The organism is Vibrio campbellii CAIM 519 = NBRC 15631 = ATCC 25920 (genome assembly GCF_002163755.1).
Lineage (GTDB): Bacteria > Pseudomonadota > Gammaproteobacteria > Enterobacterales > Vibrionaceae > Vibrio > Vibrio campbellii.
Window position 1 is genome coordinate 555,949 of record NZ_CP015863.1, and the last position, 17,328, is coordinate 573,276.

A 17,328-nucleotide genomic window follows, 5' to 3' on the forward strand; every position below is an offset into this window, starting at 1 on the left:
CAAACATCCTCCATGATTACTGGGCTTGAACGCGCAGTTCTGCGGCACTGCGACTCTGGTGGCCAAGTAGCGTGCGCAAGTCCGCCGCTTGTGGTTTCACCAAGTAGAACTTTGGAATCCATTCATCAAAGTTCGCCAAGATATCTTCTGCGTGGCTAGAGCCGGTTTCTTCAAGATGCTCGGCAATCAGGCCACGTAAGTGCTCTTGGTGGATGTAGAGATCCGACAGAGAAATCGCTTCAACCGATTCGTTGTTCACGCGACCTTGGAAATCTTGGTTCTCATCCAATACGTAAGCAAAACCGCCAGTCATGCCTGCGCCAAAGTTCACGCCTGTCGCGCCAAGAATGGCAACAATACCGCCGGTCATGTATTCACAAGCGTTATCGCCAGCGCCTTCAATAACAGCAATCGTACCTGAGTTACGTACGCCGAAACGCTCACCTGCTTTACCTGCCGCAAACAACTTACCGCCGGTCGCGCCGTACAAACACGTGTTACCAATGATGGTCGCCTCATTACACTTAAATGCAGTGCCAAGGTGAGGTTTGATAACCACCTTACCGCCAGCCATGCCTTTACCTACGTAGTCGTTGGCATCACCAGTGAGGTAAAGCTCTACGCCACCCGCGTTCCAAACGCCAAATGACTGGCCTGCAGTGCCATCCAAATGCAGTTTGATTGGCGTCGCCGCCATGCCTTGGTTGCCGTAACGCTGAGCGATTTCACCAGATAGGCGAGCACCAACAGAGCGGTCGGTGTTGATCACGTTGTAGAAGAAGCTAGCAGATTGACGTTTCTCAACCGCTTGCAGTGCGTCTTCGATGATCTTGTTGTTTAGCTCTGCTTTATCAAATGGTGTGTTTGGCTGTGTCCAGTAAAGAGGGTGTCCTTCTGGAGAGACTGGTGCCTCAAGGATATTCGACAAATCCAGCTTGGTTTGTTTCGCTGTCAGACCTTCAACGGTTTCCAACAAATCCGTGCGACCAATCAAGTCAGTCAGTTTTTCAACACCAAGTTCAGCGAGCAATCCGCGCACTTCGTCCGCCAGACCGATGAAGTAGTTCATCACCATTTCCGGTAGGCCTTTGAAGTACTCTTTACGCAATGTCTCATCTTGAGTCGCAACGCCAGTAGCACAGTTGTTGAGGTGACAAATACGTAGGAATTTACAACCCATTGCCACCATTGGCGCAGTACCAAAACCGAAGCTTTCTGCACCGAGAATCGCCGCTTTCACCACGTCCAGACCGGTTTTTAGACCACCATCTACCTGTAGACGAATCTTATGGCGTAGACCATTGGCAACCAGTGCTTGTTGGGTTTCTGCCAACCCAAGCTCCCAAGGGCTACCTGCGTATTTCACTGAAGTTAATGGGCTTGCTGCAGTACCACCGTCGTAACCCGAAATGGTAATGAGATCCGCGTAAGCTTTCGCGACACCTGTTGCGATGGTGCCAACGCCTGGTTCAGAAACTAACTTCACCGAAACCAATGCATTTGGATTGACTTGTTTTAGGTCGAAGATCAGCTGGGCTAAATCTTCAATCGAATAAATATCGTGGTGCGGAGGAGGGGAGATCAGAGTCACCCCCTGTACCGAATAACGCAGTTTTGCAATTTCTGCGGTGACTTTGTGTCCCGGTAACTGACCACCTTCGCCCGGTTTAGCACCCTGTGCGACCTTGATCTGCAGTAAGTCTGCATTGGTTAGGTAGTGAGGGGTAACACCAAATCGACCTGAAGCAATCTGCTTGATACGCGAGTTACGCTCTGTACCGAAGCGACGTGGATCTTCACCGCCTTCACCCGAGTTAGAGTAACCACCAAGGCGGTTCATCGCTGTTGCAAGTGCTTCGTGCGCTTCTGGGCTAAGTGCGCCAATGGACATAGCCGCCGAGTCAAAGCGTTTGAAGAGCTCAGTGCTTGGCTCGATTTGCTCAAGTGGTAGTGGTGAGTCTGATTTTTTCAGCACCATTAAGTCACGCAGCATGGCAACAGGACGTTGGTTTACCTGTTTAGCAAAGCTCTGATAATCGTTACTTTCGCCTGATTTAACCGCAGTTTGCAGTGTGCCAACCACGTCTGGGTTGTAGGCGTGATATTCACCACCGTGGACATATTTCAACAAACCACCATGCTCGATGGCCTTACGTTTTGCCCAAGCTTTACGAGAAAGGTTATACAAATCTTGTTGGAAGTCATCGAAGTTCGCGCCTTCAATACGAGTTGTAACACCTTTAAAGCACAAATCGACCACTTCTTGGCTCAAACCAACCGCTTCAAACAGTTGCGAGCAGCGGTAAGAGGCGATGGTAGAAATACCCATTTTCGACATGATCTTGTACAGACCCTTGTTGATGCCGTATTGGTAGTTTTGCATCACATCGCGATAGTCTTTTTCTAGCGCTTTATCATCAATCAGCTTACCTAGCGCTTCATAAGCTAGGTACGGGTAAACTGCAGTGGCGCCAAAGCCAAGCAAGACTGCAAATTGGTGTGGGTCACGTGCAGTCGCGGTCTCAACAACAATGTTGGCATCACAACGTAAGTTCGCATCGATCAGGCGAGTTTGAACTGCACCGACTGCCATTGCAGCAGGAATTGGTAGTTTGCCTTTGACCAAAGCGCGATCTGAAAGCACGACTAGAACCGTGCCTTCACGTACGACCTGTTCTGCTTGTTCACACAGATCATCAATGGCTTGTTTGAGATCTTTCTGTTGTGGATCGTAGTTGATATCGAGAATGGTATTACGGTAGTGATCGTCACCAAGCTCGAGCAATTGCTGCATGTCTGAGTAAAGTAATACCGGCGAATCGAAGGTCACTCGGTAGGCGTGACCATCGGTTTCACAGAAGACGTTCATCTCCTGACCAATACTGGTCGCCAGTGACATAACGTGTTTTTCACGCAATGGATCGATTGGCGGGTTGGTTACCTGAGCGAACTTTTGGCGGAAGTAATCAGTCACCAAGCGCTCTTTAGACGATAAGACGGCCATCGGGGTGTCATCACCCATTGAACCTACCGCTTCTTGTCCCATATCACCAAGGACTCGCAGTACTTGATCGACCTCTTCATTGCTCATGGCAAATTGCTTTTGATAAGTCTTAAGCAAGTCTTCATCAAAGCTGCGTTCGCCAACTTGATCTTCAGGTAGCTGAGCAAAAGGTGTGAGTTTGCGAACGTTGTTTTCCATCCACTCGCGGTAAGGGTGACGAGATTTCAGATCGTTATCGATCTCGCTAGACTGCCAGAGCTTCCCTTTACGAGTATCGACAACCAGCAGTTCACCCGGACCAACACGGCCTTTCTCCGCAACTTCATCGGGAGCGTAATCCCAAATCCCTACCTCTGATGCCAGGGTGATAAATTTGTCTTTAGTAATCACATAACGTGCAGGGCGCAAACCGTTACGGTCTAGGTTACAAGCAGCGTAACGGCCGTCGGACAATACGATGCCTGCCGGACCATCCCATGGTTCCATGTGCTTAGAGTTGAAGTCGTAAAACGCTCGCAGATCTGGATCCATGTCTGGGTGATTCTGCCACGCTGGTGGCACAAGCATGCGCATGGCACGGAAGATATCCATACCGCCAGAAAGGAATAGATCCAACATATTATCCAAGCTGGAAGAATCTGAACCTGTCTCGTTCACAAACGGTGCTGCGGTTTGTAGGTCTGGCAGCAGTGGTGATGAGAACTTGTAAGCTCGCGCTCGTGCCCATTGGCGGTTACCTTCAATGGTGTTGATCTCACCATTATGAGCGAGGTAACGGAACGGCTGAGCTAATGGCCAACGCGGTTGAGTGTTGGTAGAAAAACGCTGATGGAACAGGCAGATAGCAGATTCCATGCGCAGATCTGCAAGATCAAGATAGAAACGCGGTAAGTCCGCAGGCATGCACAAGCCTTTGTACACCAAAACTTGTGTCGACAAGCTACAGATGTAGAAATCAGGATCTTCGGTGATTTGTTTCTCGATGCGACGGCGTGCGATGTAGAGTCGACGCTCAATGTCACGCTCGCGCCAACCTGCCGAGGCAGAAATAAAGACTTGTTGAATGTCTGGAAGTGAATCGGCGGCGATTGGGCCGAGTACTTCTGAATTGGTTGGTACTTCACGCCACCCTGCTACCGTCAAAGTCTCTTGTGCGAGCTCTTTGTTGATGATGTCTTTGGCGAGTTGAGCTTTCACCGGGTCTTGGTTGAAGAAAATCATCCCTATGGCGTATTGCTTGCCAAGGTTGAAGCCATTTTCTTCAGCGATAAGGCGTAAATAGGAATCGGGCTTTTGAAGAAGAAGACCACAACCATCACCGGTTTTACCATCGGCGGCGATACCACCACGGTGGGTCATGCGGTCAAGTGCAGAAATTGCTGTACGTACCAGCTTGTGACTTTGCTCGCCTTCCATGTGCGCGATCAAGCCAAATCCACAGTTGTCTTTCTCAAGACTTGGATCATAAAGAGCCATTGCAATTCTCCCTTTGCTTATCTGTCATCCCGACAGATATATCAACACTGCTCAAGTTGATAATGATGACTAACTATGCGTCAATTTCTAAGTTTTATGTATATCTATTCAATAAAATTCGTCAAATATCTTAACAAAAATTGTGTGTTTTATTTTCACCAACTTCACAAGCTATAGCTTATTGTAAAAAAGGTCAAGTTATTAGTGAATCATCGCGTGAATATGCGATTTACCATTTAATTGGCTAAAATAGTTCAAGAAAAACAGTGAGATAGAAAAGTGATTGTTACAAAAAAGTAACATTTGATTCTGGAGGGAATAAAAAAGACCAGCACAAAATGCTGGTCAAAATAAAAAGATTGGAAGGAACTGTTTTCTTTCCTGACAACCAGCCATCTATAGTACTGATGGCTGGATTTATGCTCCGAAAAGAGGAAGTGAGCGCACTCCCTTTAAGCTGAAAGCATCAGTGAATCTGCTTTTGCTTCTAGGTTTGTACCACCCATTAGGTAATCATCGATAGCACGGGCACATTCGCGGCCTTCATTGATACAACGAACGACCAAAGATTGGCCTGTTCGCATATCACCAGCAGCAAATACACCTTCTTGGTTAGTAGCAAAACCTTGAGTTGCTACGTTACCGCGATCATCTAGCGCGATATCCAGTTGAGCAAGTACGCCTGTTGGTTCAGGGTGTAGGAAGCCCATCGCTAGAAATGCCATATCACATGGAATCACACGCTCGCTGCCTTCTACTTCTTTGAAGCTTGGACGCTCGCCTGGTTTCGCATCTTGCCAAACGATATCAGCTAAACGAAGGCCTGTAACTTCACCTTTGTCATTGCCGATGAACTCTTTGGTTAGGATATTCCAGTGACGATCAACGCCTTCTTCATGAGACGTCGAAGTACGTAAGATCATCGGGTACTGTGGCCATGGCATATTGGCAGGACGTTTCTCTGGTGGAATCGGCATGATTTCAACCTGAGTGATGCTTGCTGCGCCATGACGGTTAGATGTACCCACACAGTCAGAGCCGGTATCACCACCACCGATCACCACAACATGCTTACCCGCGGCGTGAAGTTCTTCACCCTTAAGATCCATGTCGTTGGCTCGGCGGTTGTTTTGACCTAGGAATTCCATTGCGAAGTGAACGCCTTTTAGTTCACGACCCGGAACTGGCAAATCACGAGGCACGGTTGAACCACCAGTCAGTAGAACCACATCAAACTCTTGACGCAACTGGTGGGCATTCACATTAACACCAACATGTTGGTTAACTTTGAATTCAATACCCGCTTCTGCCATTAGGTTGATCTTACGATCAATCACGTCCATACCCAGTTTGAAATCTGGGATACCAAAACGTAGCAGACCGCCTACTTTCTCGTCTCGCTCGAATACTGTCACAGTATGACCAGCGCTGTTTAACTGCTCAGCAGCCGCAAGACCAGCAGGGCCCGAACCGATGATCGCAACGGTTTTGCCTGTGCGGGAGCGTGGTGTTTTTGGTTTGGCGTACCCTTCACGATACGCCGTTTCTACGATGGTTTTCTCGATATTACAGATAGTGATTGAATCTTGGTTGATACCAAGTACACAAGCACTTTCACATGGGGCAGGGCAAACACGACCAGTAAACTCTGGGAAGTTATTAGTCGAGCTTAGAATGTTCCATGCTTCTTCCCAGCTATCACGATAAACTGCGTCGTTAAACTCAGGGATGATGTTACCGATAGGGCAGCCGTTATGACAAAACGGCACACCACAATCCATACAACGAGAAGCCTGAGTATTGATCTTGTCACCAAACTCCTCGTTCAGAACGAACTCTTTGTTGTTCTTGATGCGTTCAGCTGGGTCGATCTTCTGTGGTAGTTCACGACCATGCTCTAAAAATCCAGTAGGCTTACCCATTATACGGCCTCCACTTGAGTTTCGTTTCCTTGAGACTGTGCTTCAGCTTTACGCTTTTGAAGAACCGCTTTGTAGTCACGCGGCATTACCTTAACCATAGAGGCTAGGCTTGCTTCAAAGTTGTCTAGGAAAGACTGAGCGACTTCACTTCCTGTGAATTGAACATGTTTAGTTAGCATGTCGAGTAATAGATCTCTGTCTTCTTGCTCGATTGGATCTAGGTCTACTAGCTCTGGGTTCAGTTTTGACTCAAAGTCACCTGATTTATCCCATACATAAGCCACGCCGCCACTCATACCTGCGGCAAAGTTACGACCTGTTGAACCAAGGATGATGGCTGCACCGCCCGTCATGTATTCACAACCGTGGTCACCAACGCCTTCTACTACGACTTTCGCGCCTGAGTTACGAACACAGAAACGTTCACCAGCCATACCGCGAATGAAAGACTCACCCGAAGTTGCACCGTAGAAACACACGTTACCAACCACGATATTGTCTTCCGCGACAATGCTTGATTTCGCATCTGGGTAAAGTACTAACGTACCGCCAGATAAGCCTTTACCCCAGTAGTCGTTCGCGTCGCCCTCCACTTCGAACTTCACGCCCTTAGCTAGGAATGCGCCGAATGACTGACCCGCAGAGCCTTTGAACTTCACGTTCATTGGCTGAGGCAGACCGGCATCTTTGTACACTTTCGAGATTTCGTTCGACAACATGGTACCTGCAGAGCGGTCTGTGTTGACGATAGGGAACTCGGCGTTCACCGCTTCGCCTTTCTCGAGTGCAGGAATCGCTGCTTGAATCAGCTTACGGTCTAGTACTTCTTCTAGGTTGTGGTTTTGATGAGCTTGGTTGAATACACCATCAGCTTCACGTGGTTGCTCAACGTGGAGAACAGGAGACAGATCTAGGTTCTTGTATTTCCAGTGAGAAACGTCTTGGCGAATCTTCAGCTTCTGGCCTTGACCTACCATCTCATCGATAGTGCGGAAGCCAAGTTCAGCCATGATTTCACGCAGACCTTGTGCCATGTATTGGAAGAAGGTGACGACGTCTTCTACGCGACCATCAAAGCGCTCACGAAGCGTCTTGTTTTGAGTTGCGATACCAACAGGACAGGTGTTCTTATGACACTTACGCATCATGATACAACCTTCAACCACCAATGCTGCGGTTGCCACGCCCCATTCTTCTGCACCAAGTAGTGTTGCCACTGCAAGGTCGCGAGGTGTCTTCATCTGACCATCCGCTTGAACCACGATACGGTTACGTAGACCGTTCTTCAGTAGCGTTTGGTGCGTTTCTGCCAAGCCAAGTTCCCAAGGAAGACCGGTATGACGGATTGAAGACATTGGGGATGCACCTGTACCACCGTCGAAACCTGCGATAAGTACAACGTCCGCTTTCGCTTTCGCTACACCAGAAGCGATCGTACCTACGCCAGCTTCCGATACCAGCTTAACGTTTACACGACCCGCGCGGTTCGCGTTCTTCAAGTCGTAGATCAGCTGAGCCAAATCTTCGATTGAGTAGATATCGTGGTGTGGCGGTGGCGAGATAAGGCCAACGCCCGGAGTCGAGTGACGTGTTGCACCGATCCAGTCATCTACTTTATCGCCTGGTAGCTGACCACCTTCACCTGGCTTCGCACCTTGAGCCATTTTGATTTGCAGCTCTTCAGCGTTAGTTAGGTAGTAAGAGGTTACGCCGAAACGACCTGAAGCCACCTGCTTGATTGCAGAGCGTTCCCAATCGCCGTTCTCTTTGCGCTCGAAACGCATTGGGTCTTCACCACCTTCACCAGAGTTCGATTTTGCGCCAAGACGGTTCATCGCAACAGCCAGTGTGGAGTGTGCTTCGTAAGAAATAGAACCGAATGACATTGCACCTGTCGCGAAGCGTTTCACGATGCTTTCAATTGGCTCGACTTCGTCGATAGAGATAGAACCAGCAGGGTTCTTAATGAACTCAAGTTGACTACGCAGAGTTACCGCGTTGTCGCCTTGCTTATCTACAGCAGTCGCGTATTGCTTGAACTGATCGTAGTTCTTGTTGCGCGTAGACTCTTGCAGTAGAGAAATAGTTTCTGGGTTGAATAGGTGCTTCTCACCACGCTGTTTCCATTGGTAAACACCACCAACATCCAGCATTTGAATTGGGATTTCGCGTTGTGGGTAACCGATGCGGTGACGGATCAGTACTTCTTTGGCGATATCATCAAGGGTGAGACCCTGGATACGAGAAACTGTACCTGTGAAGTATTTGTCGACCACTGATTTGTGGATGCCCAAGGCTTCGAAGATTTGCGCACCGTGGTACGACTGTAGCGTAGAGATACCCATCTTCGAGAAGATCTTCAGAAGACCGCCATTGATCGCTTTACGGTAGTTGTTGAACAGATCGCGAGGGTTCGCTTCTGGATCTAGCTTCTTAGTGCGTTGCAGTTCGATAATGGTTTCGATAACCAAATATGGGTTCACCGCGTTTGCACCGTAACCAAGTAGCGTTGCAAAGTGGTGTGTTTCACGCGCGTCACCGGTTTCAACCACGATGTCACACTTCGCACGTAGACCTTTACGGATCAAGTGGTGGTGCACTGCGCCAACTGCCAGCATTGCTGGGATCGCCGCGTGGTTTGAGTTCACTGCACGGTCAGTTAGTAGGATGATTGAGTAACCATCGATAACCGCGTCTTCTGCGTATTGGCATATACGCTTTAGTGCACGCTCAAGCTTGCCTTGATCTTCATTGGCTTGGAACACGATATCTAGCGTCTTCGCTTGTAGGTGCTCATTGTCGATCGCACGCAGCTTTTCAAGCTCAGAGTTCGCCAGAACAGGCGATTCCAATTCGACTTTCTGACAGTGAAGTGGTGTTTCAGTCAGAAGGTTTTGGTCTTTACCCAAGTAAGTGTTCAGCGACATAACCATACGCTCACGGATCGGGTCGATCGGTGGGTTAGTTACCTGTGCAAACAGCTGCTTGAAGTAGTTTGAAAGATGCTGAGATTGATGAGAGAGAACCGCAAGCGGCCAGTCGGCACCCATTGCTGATAATGGCTCTTTTGCGTCATTCGCCATTGGAACGATGATTTCGTTCACTTCTTCAGTGCTCACACCGAAAGCTTGTTGACGGTGTAGCAAACGCTCTGGAGAAGGTTGGCTGAACTGGTTGCTCGCATCTGGTAGCTTCTTCAAGCTCAGTAGGTTTTCTTCTACCCACTTCTCGTAAGGCTGCGCTGTTGCGATGGTGTCTTTCACTTCTTCATCAGAGATGATGCGACCTTGTTCTAAGTCTGCAACGAAGATACGACCTGGCTGTAGACGACCGCGGAACTCTACGTTCTCTGGCTCAATATCCACGACACCAGATTCAGATGCCATCACTAGGAAGTTATCTTTGGTCACTGTGTAGCGAGAAGGGCGCAGACCGTTACGGTCTAGTGTCGCGCCAACTTGAACACCATCAGTAAAACATACTGAAGCAGGACCATCCCATGGTTCCATGATGTTCGCGTGGTACTGATAGAACGCACGACGCTTAGGATCCATGTTTTTGTTTTCTTGCCATGCTTCCGGGATCATCATCATCAATGCATGTGGCAGGCTGCGACCAGAAAGAACTAGGAGCTCAAGTGCCATGTCAAAGTTAGATGAATCCGAGCTGCCTTCCTGACAGATTGGAAGAAGCATGTCGATTTCAGCCTGAGTAAACAGGTCTGATTCTAGAATTGCTTCACGGGCTTTCATCCAGTTCAAGTTACCGCGAACTGTATTGATTTCACCGTTGTGGGCAATGTAACGGAAAGGCTGTGCAAGACGCCATTTTGGGAAGGTATTGGTAGAGAAACGAGAGTGTACCAGTGCCAGTGCAGTCACCATGGTTGGGTTTTGCAGATCAAGGAAGTACTGAGGTACTTGCTCGGTCGTTAACTGACCTTTGTACACCAATGTCTTGTAAGACATGGAGTTAATGTAGAAGTCGTCACCAATGTTCGAAACGCTTTCTAGGCAAACACGTACAGTGTAGTTACGAAGTACGTACAGTTTGCGCTCTAGTTCTTCAGGTGTGATGCCAGGGCCACCAGAGATAAACACATGCTCAAACTGAGGCTCTGTGCTTAGTGGGTCTGCACCGATCATGGAGTTGTCGGTTGGCAATACACGGTAGCCGATAACTTCAAGATCTAGACGCTGTGCGTTACGTTCTAGAATGTCACGGCATTGTTCGCGTTTGTATTCGTCTTTCGGGAAAAGAACGACACCAACACCATACTTTTCAAACGAAGGCAGTTTAACGCCTAACTTAACGGCTTCTTCTAATAGGAATTCATGAGGTTTTTGTAGCAAGATACCCGCACCGTCACCGCTGCACGGGTCACAACCTTGACCACCACGGTGTTCCATGCGAGCCAGCATATCCAATGCTTGAGTCACTACTTCATGAGATTTACGGTTTTTAAGGTGAGCAACAAAACCGATACCACAAGCGTCATGCTCCAGCTCCGGAGTGTACAGGCCCTGTGAATTTTGCTCTCTATCTACCATAGATACATCCTTCCAGTTCAATGTCGACGCAAGAATCCCGGACAGATCTCGACTGCCTTAGGTGCGCTCTTTGCGTCTTGTCCTTTATATTTATGATTCGCCACTGGCCGAGGTTGGCCAGTCTTGATTCCTTTCCGTATCTCGCAGGAAAAATTTTGCGAGAAAAACAATCCTTGGTGATATCCCTTTATTTATTGCCACAATTAAGTGACTTATATAGGTGGGAGCGGGATATCGCCGACAATTCCCGCAGTTATTGTTGTAATAAAAGTCACAAAAAAAACGGGGTTGTGTAAGTATCCTACAATTTTGTTACTTGAGAATGCAACGAAAAGTCGCTTTTGTGACCCAATTTTTTCGTTTAAATATTCACTTTTTGTTTAACATTTGCGCAACATTGCGGGTTTTGAGTTGGTTTTATGCAGTTTTATTGATTTCACACCGCTACCTGTTTGTTTGAATTGACTAGAATTATTTGTTTTTTCTTGCAGGGATGTAATTTATTTACATGAATCGTAGTGAGATTTATTACGGTTTACTATTGGTGAGAATCTATGCAGTTACATGAGTTGGTCAATACACTAGGCCAAGATCTTCAGCGTCGTTACGGCGAAAAAGTCCATAAGCTGACTTTACATGGTGGCTTTAGCTGCCCGAACCGCGACGGCACGATTGGCCGAGGTGGTTGTACATTTTGTAATGTGGCTTCGTTTGCTGACGAAGAAGTGCAGATCAAAAGCATTCACGCTCAATTGAAAGATCGCGCTGGAGAGATCCATCGAGCGAAGAAGTATCTGGCTTATTTTCAGGCATACACAAGTACCTATGCAGAAGTACAAGTTCTTAAAAACATGTACGAAGAAGCTCTCAAAGCGGCTGATATCGTCGGCCTTTGTGTGGGTACTCGTCCTGATTGCGTTCCTGATGCGGTATTAGATCTGCTTTCGGATTACGTGAATCAAGGCTATGAGATTTGGCTAGAGCTAGGTCTTCAAACGGCCAACAATGACACCCTCAAGCGTATCAACCGTGGTCATGATTTTGAGTGCTACGCAGAAATCACCAAGCGTGCTCGTGCACTTGGTATCAAAGTGTGTACTCACCTGATCGTTGGTTTGCCGAAAGAGACACGCGACGACAATGTTGAGACACTGTGTAAAGTGCTCGAAGTCGGTACTGACGGCATTAAGCTTCACGGTCTACATATTGTCGAAGGCAGTACTATGGCAAAAGCGTGGCGTGCTGGAAAGCTAGAAGCGCCTGAGCTTGAAGAGTATGTGGCTATCGCCAGTGAAATGATCCGCATGACGCCAAAAGAGGTGATTTATCATCGTGTTTCTTCTGCGGCGCGTCGTCCAACCTTGCTATCACCACTGTGGTGTGAGAACCGTTGGCTCGCGATGACCGAAATTGGTCGCGCATTGGACCGAGAGGGCGCACAAGGTAGCTTAACTGGTGATGCTTTCATCTATAGCAAACCAGAATTAAGGGCAGAATGATCGATTAAGAACTGTTATATTTCTCCCGATTTGCTTTAAAGGTCGGAAAAATGGATCAGTTACTCAATTGGCTCTGGGATGGGCAGGGCGACTACGGATTTGTGGTCCTGCTCTCTGTGGTATGTGTAATCACTGTTACGCTGATTTATCTGCGATTTCAATCCGCTTTAAAACACCTCGTTACTGACTCTCCATTCCCCGTACTTGTACTCGACGCAAGTCATGGTCAATTACTGCTTTCTAACGATCCTGCGATGCAGTTACTTGGCATCCGCGCACTAGGTTCTGGCTTTCTTTATCCTGCCTCTTTTCACACTGAAGATCTGGTGGCGCTACTCGATAGCTTTTCTAGCCGCCACTTCCGCCATCAATTATTTGATTGGCGATTATCTGAAACAGAAAACTTCAAAGTTGAACTGTCTGGGAAAAAGAGTGTGCTGCGTGGTCATCGTGTCTGGATTATCTACGCTCAACCTTACCAAGCAACACTTCAAGAGCAGCAGAAAGAGCTAGAAAAATTAGGCATTGCTCGCTCTGCGATCGATTCTCTATCTGAGTTGATTTGCTTACAAGATCAGCAGGGCAAAGTGTTAACAACTAACCGAGCGTTTGACCTTTTCTGGGAGGGGCGGAGAGAAGAAGCTTGCTCTGCAAACATTAGCCCGATCGCGACAAGAAAAAGTGAGCGTCGTTGGACGACAGATCCTCAAGGGCGAAGTTGTTTGCTTGAGGTTAATCAGAGCTCGTTAGTCTCTCAAAGTGGAGAGATGATCGGCACCTTGTCTATCAGCCATGATGTCACCGAATGGCATAAGATGCAGCAGAACCTGCGTGATGAGATGGAACGTCGTAAAGATACCGAAGTCGCTTTGGCACAGCGCGATACCATCTTACAAACCATTCTGGATGCCAGTCCGGACTCGATCGGTATCTTCAATGAAAACATGGTTTACCAAGCTTGTAATAAACCCTTTGTTAACGCTCTCGGCATTTCCGATGTGGGAGATTTGATTGGTAAGCGCCTGCAAGATGTCATTCCTGAGGATATCTATATCCGCTTAGAAGCGAGTGACCTACAGGCTTTACAACAAACTCAGCCAATTCGATACATCGATAAGGTGAGCAGCACCGATGGTTACTACACATGGTTTGATGTGGTGAAATCGCCGTTCAAAGATAAAGCCTCTGGCACCAATGGCGTGTTGATCATGGCACGTGATATTTCAGAGCGTTATCTTGCTGAACAGAAACTTGAAGAAGCGAATTTAGAACTAGAGAAACTCAGCTTCTCAGACAGCTTAACTCAAGTGGCCAACCGTCGTCGTTTTGATGAGCAACTGCATACCCTTTGGTACCACCATATTCGTGAGAAGTTACCACTGACAATCATGCTATGTGATATCGACTTCTTCAAAGACTACAACGATTGTTACGGCCATCAGCAAGGTGATGAAGCCTTAGTGAAGGTGGCTGCGGTATTCCAACAAGTCGCGAGCCGATCTTCTGACTGCGTGGCGCGTTACGGTGGTGAAGAGTTCGCTTTCATTCTGCCTAATACGACGACGGAGGGGGCGTTGAAAGTCGCACAGCGCATCCATGAGCAAATTCACGAACTGGCGGTCGAACATCGCAGTTCAAATACATCGGACCGACTGACAGTCAGTATCGGTTTTGTCGCTTATGTTCCTCATCATGGTGATGAGCCAGAAATGGGCGTTGCAATGGCAGATAGCGCGCTTTACCAAGCCAAGGCTGATGGCCGTGATTGCACCAGTGTTCATCCAAGTTCTTATTAACGCTTTGTGACCGCTTGCTCTAAGTTGAGAGTAGGCAGTTTAAATCACCGTATTAAACACGTTAAACTGCAAGCACATAGGATGAGGCGTTGATGAGCCCTGAAACACCGCTACTCCATCCGTGTGTCTTTCAAATATGTAAATCGTTGTTGCTCCTTCGCTCAGCGGTTTCGCTTTTCATTTTGTCAGGGTTCGATATCTAGCTTGTTCCGTGGAGTAGTGAATGAAGCCCATGAAAAATCTCGCCCAGTACTATGTTGACCTATTGGTCAAGCTGGGGATTGTCCGTTTCTCGATATTGCTGGCGCTGGCGTTGGTGGCATTGGCTGTTGTGGTGCAAGTGGGGATTACCTTAGCGCTGAAAGGCAATGTCGACGATATTGATATTGTCCGTTCAGTGTTCTTTGGTTTGTTGATCACCCCTTGGGCTGTGTACTTCCTGTCTGTGGTGGTCGATCAACTAGAAGAGTCACGTCAAAGACTAACCAAGTTGGTGTCTAAGCTTAAAGACATGCGTTCTCGTGACCAAGAGCTGAACTTCCAGCTACAGCAGAACATTGAGAAGCTCAACCAAGAGATTGAAGAGCGCATTAAAGCAGAAGAAGCTCGCGAAGAAGCGATGCAAGATCTTGAGAACGAAGTGTTCCAACGTGAACGCACTCAGCTTGAGCTTGCCGAGCGTACGGCACTATTGCGTTCTTTTATCGACGCATCCCCAGACTTGATTTACTACCGTAACGCTGACGGTGTTTTCTCTGGCTGTAACCGCGCGATGGAAGAGCTAACTGGTAAGAAAGAGCATCAGTTAGTCGGCTTGAGCCCGTGGGATGTCTACAGCAAAGAAGTGGCGGAGCATATCGTCGATACCGACCAAAAAGTTTTTGCCGACAATCAAGCCATTACTTATGAACAATGGCTGGAATACCCTGACGGACGTAAGCATTACTTTGAACTGCGCAAGGTGCCGTTCTACAGCAAAGATGGCCGCCATCTTGGTCTGGTTGGTTTCGGTCGTGATATCACTGAGCGTAAACGCCACGAAGAATCACTAGAAAAAGCCAGCCGTGACAAAACCACGTTTATCTCTACGATCAGTCATGAGCTGCGTACGCCATTAAATGGCATCGTTGGCTTGAGCCGTATGTTGCTTGATAGTCAGTTGACTGAAGAGCAGCGTAAGCACATGCAAACCATTAATGTTAGTGCCATTACGTTAGGCAACATCTTCAACGACATCATTGATATGGACAAGTTTGACCGTCGTAAGTTGGAGCTGTTACCAGCCCCATTGAACTTTGAAGATTTCGTCGCTGAAATCGAAAGTATCTCGGCTCTGATGGCTGAGCAGAAAGGGTTGCGCTTCGATCTAGAGCGTCTGAGCTCGTTGCCAAAAGCGATTGAAGTAGATGCGACCCGCCTGCGTCAGGTGATTTGGAACCTCGTTAGCAACGCCATGAAATTCACTAAAGAAGGTGGCGTAGTGATGACGGTGAGCGCAGATGTAGAAGACGATTACGCGACCATCATCATGGAAGTGGAAGATACTGGCATCGGTATTCCAGATGAAGAGTTGGATAAGATCTTCGCTATGTACTATCAAGTGAAATCTGGCAAAGATAACCTGCATGCGGTTGGCACTGGTATTGGTTTGGCAGTTTCTAAGCAGCTGATAAACATGATGGACGGTGATATTACCGTAGCGAGTGAAGAAGGCTTTGGCAGTACCTTCACCGTGTCCATTCATGTCCCAATTGTTGGGCTCGCAGAGCCGGTTGTCGATGCAAAACGCGATAACGTGCATCTGAATATTTTTATGGTGGAAGACATTGAGTTGAACGTCACCGTTGCTAAGTCACTGCTTGAGAGTTTGGGGCATACCGTGACCGTTGCAATGACAGGCCAAGAGGCGCTAGTGAACTTTGTACCGGATGAATATGATTTAGCGCTGCTTGATATTCAATTGCCTGACATGACGGGTTTTGATGTCGCCAAGTATTATCGTGAGCACTACGACAATCTGCCGCCGCTGGTGGCACTCACTGCGAATGTGATGAAAGATCGTCGCGAGTATCTAGATAATGGTATGGACGATGCCATCAGCAAACCGCTTGCGGTTCAGGCAATGCAGGCAGTGATTGATAAGTTCTTCGTTAATCGTATTGAAAGCCAAGAAGAAGTCGTTATCGAGCCTGAAGTGGTTGAGGATGTTACACCGACCCCATCACCAGTCATCAATACCCATTTGCTTGATTTGGATATGCTAGAGTCGTACGTGGATATCGTGGGCGTGAAGCCTGTGTACGATAGCATCAAGATGTTCGAAGACATGATGCCGGATTATATTGAAGTGCTCGACTCAAATATGACGGCGAAAGACCAAGATGGCATTGTCTCCGAAGCTCATAAGATCAAAGGTGCGGCGGGCTCCATTGGTCTTAAACACATTCAAAGCGTTGCTCAAAAAGCGCAGTCTCCAGATATGCCAGCATGGTGGGAGAACATCTCTGATTGGGTCGAAGAAATTAAAAACGAGTATCAAAACGATATTCAAGTCTTGAAAAGTTGGTTGGAACAGAGGAAATAACATGAAGAAATTTGCATCGGCAGCACTGGTAATGGTGCTTCTGGCGGGTTGTAGTTCTGCTCCTCAGGTTGGTTGGCAAGAGGACAGTCAAATCACCATGAATAAGGTGAATGTCGAACTGAAAAGCAATCTGTGGGTAAATCTAATGCCAACCATTGGCGAAGTTCAAGCACAGAACGTGCATGGTGCACTGTACTTGAAGGCCGATAAAGAACTTCCCGCAAACTTGACCGTTGATTCGTTGATCATCAAGCAGGGTGACTCTGAGTGGGAAATCGATGGTGATCTGCTCGAACTGCGTACTCATAGCGAAAATCAGTGGGAAGTGGCGTTTGTATGGCAAATTGAGGCGGATATGGAGAAGTCGGTCGATTTAGCACTGTTGTTGGATGACGCAGGTAAGAAAGGCTGGTTAGTCGAAAAAGGCATCCGAATCGACAAGGTGTACTAATCACTAGGTTTGTACTAATTACGGTTTTTGTATTATTTGCTCGTTT

The 17,328-nt window shown here is 47.7% G+C and carries 7 protein-coding genes; 4 read left to right on the top strand and 3 right to left on the bottom strand.

Annotation, left to right across the window (positions count from 1 at the left end):
• Positions 1-16 precede the first annotated feature (16 nt).
• The 3 genes from gltB (A8140_RS02740) to gltB (A8140_RS02750) form a co-directional block, all read right to left on the bottom strand.
• Positions 17-4,480, bottom strand: coding sequence for a glutamate synthase large subunit (gene gltB / locus A8140_RS02740; RefSeq protein ID WP_005528665.1), 4,464 nt, complete (start codon positions 4,478-4,480; stop codon positions 17-19).
• Between the two features lie 452 nt (positions 4,481-4,932).
• Positions 4,933-6,402, bottom strand: coding sequence for a glutamate synthase subunit beta (locus A8140_RS02745; RefSeq protein ID WP_005528663.1), 1,470 nt, complete (start codon positions 6,400-6,402; stop codon positions 4,933-4,935).
• A complete protein-coding gene (gene gltB / locus A8140_RS02750) occupies positions 6,402-10,952 on the bottom strand; it encodes a glutamate synthase large subunit (protein WP_005528661.1) in 4,551 nt (1,516 codons plus the stop codon). The genes A8140_RS02745 and gltB (A8140_RS02750) overlap by 1 nt, the downstream gene beginning before the upstream one ends.
• 554 nt (positions 10,953-11,506) lie before the next feature.
• Here gltB (A8140_RS02750) and mnmL point away from each other — a divergent pair.
• The 4 genes from mnmL (at position 11,507) to A8140_RS02775 (ending at position 17,282) form a co-directional block, all read left to right on the top strand.
• A complete protein-coding gene (gene mnmL / locus A8140_RS02755) occupies positions 11,507-12,451 on the top strand; it encodes a tRNA modification radical SAM protein MnmL/YtqA (protein WP_005528660.1) in 945 nt (314 codons plus the stop codon).
• A 50-nt stretch (positions 12,452-12,501) separates the two neighbouring features.
• Positions 12,502-14,247, top strand: a complete 1,746-nt coding sequence (locus tag A8140_RS02760) for a sensor domain-containing diguanylate cyclase (RefSeq protein WP_005528658.1) — start codon at positions 12,502-12,504, stop codon at positions 14,245-14,247.
• Positions 14,248-14,470: 223 nt separating this feature from the next.
• A complete protein-coding gene (arcB, locus tag A8140_RS02770; RefSeq protein ID WP_005528656.1) occupies positions 14,471-16,831 on the top strand; it encodes an aerobic respiration two-component sensor histidine kinase ArcB in 2,361 nt (786 codons plus the stop codon).
• 1 nt (position 16,832) lies between these two features.
• Entirely contained in the window at positions 16,833-17,282 is a 450-nt protein-coding gene (locus A8140_RS02775) for a putative periplasmic lipoprotein (RefSeq protein WP_005528654.1), read from the top strand.
• Positions 17,283-17,328 lie beyond the last annotated feature (46 nt).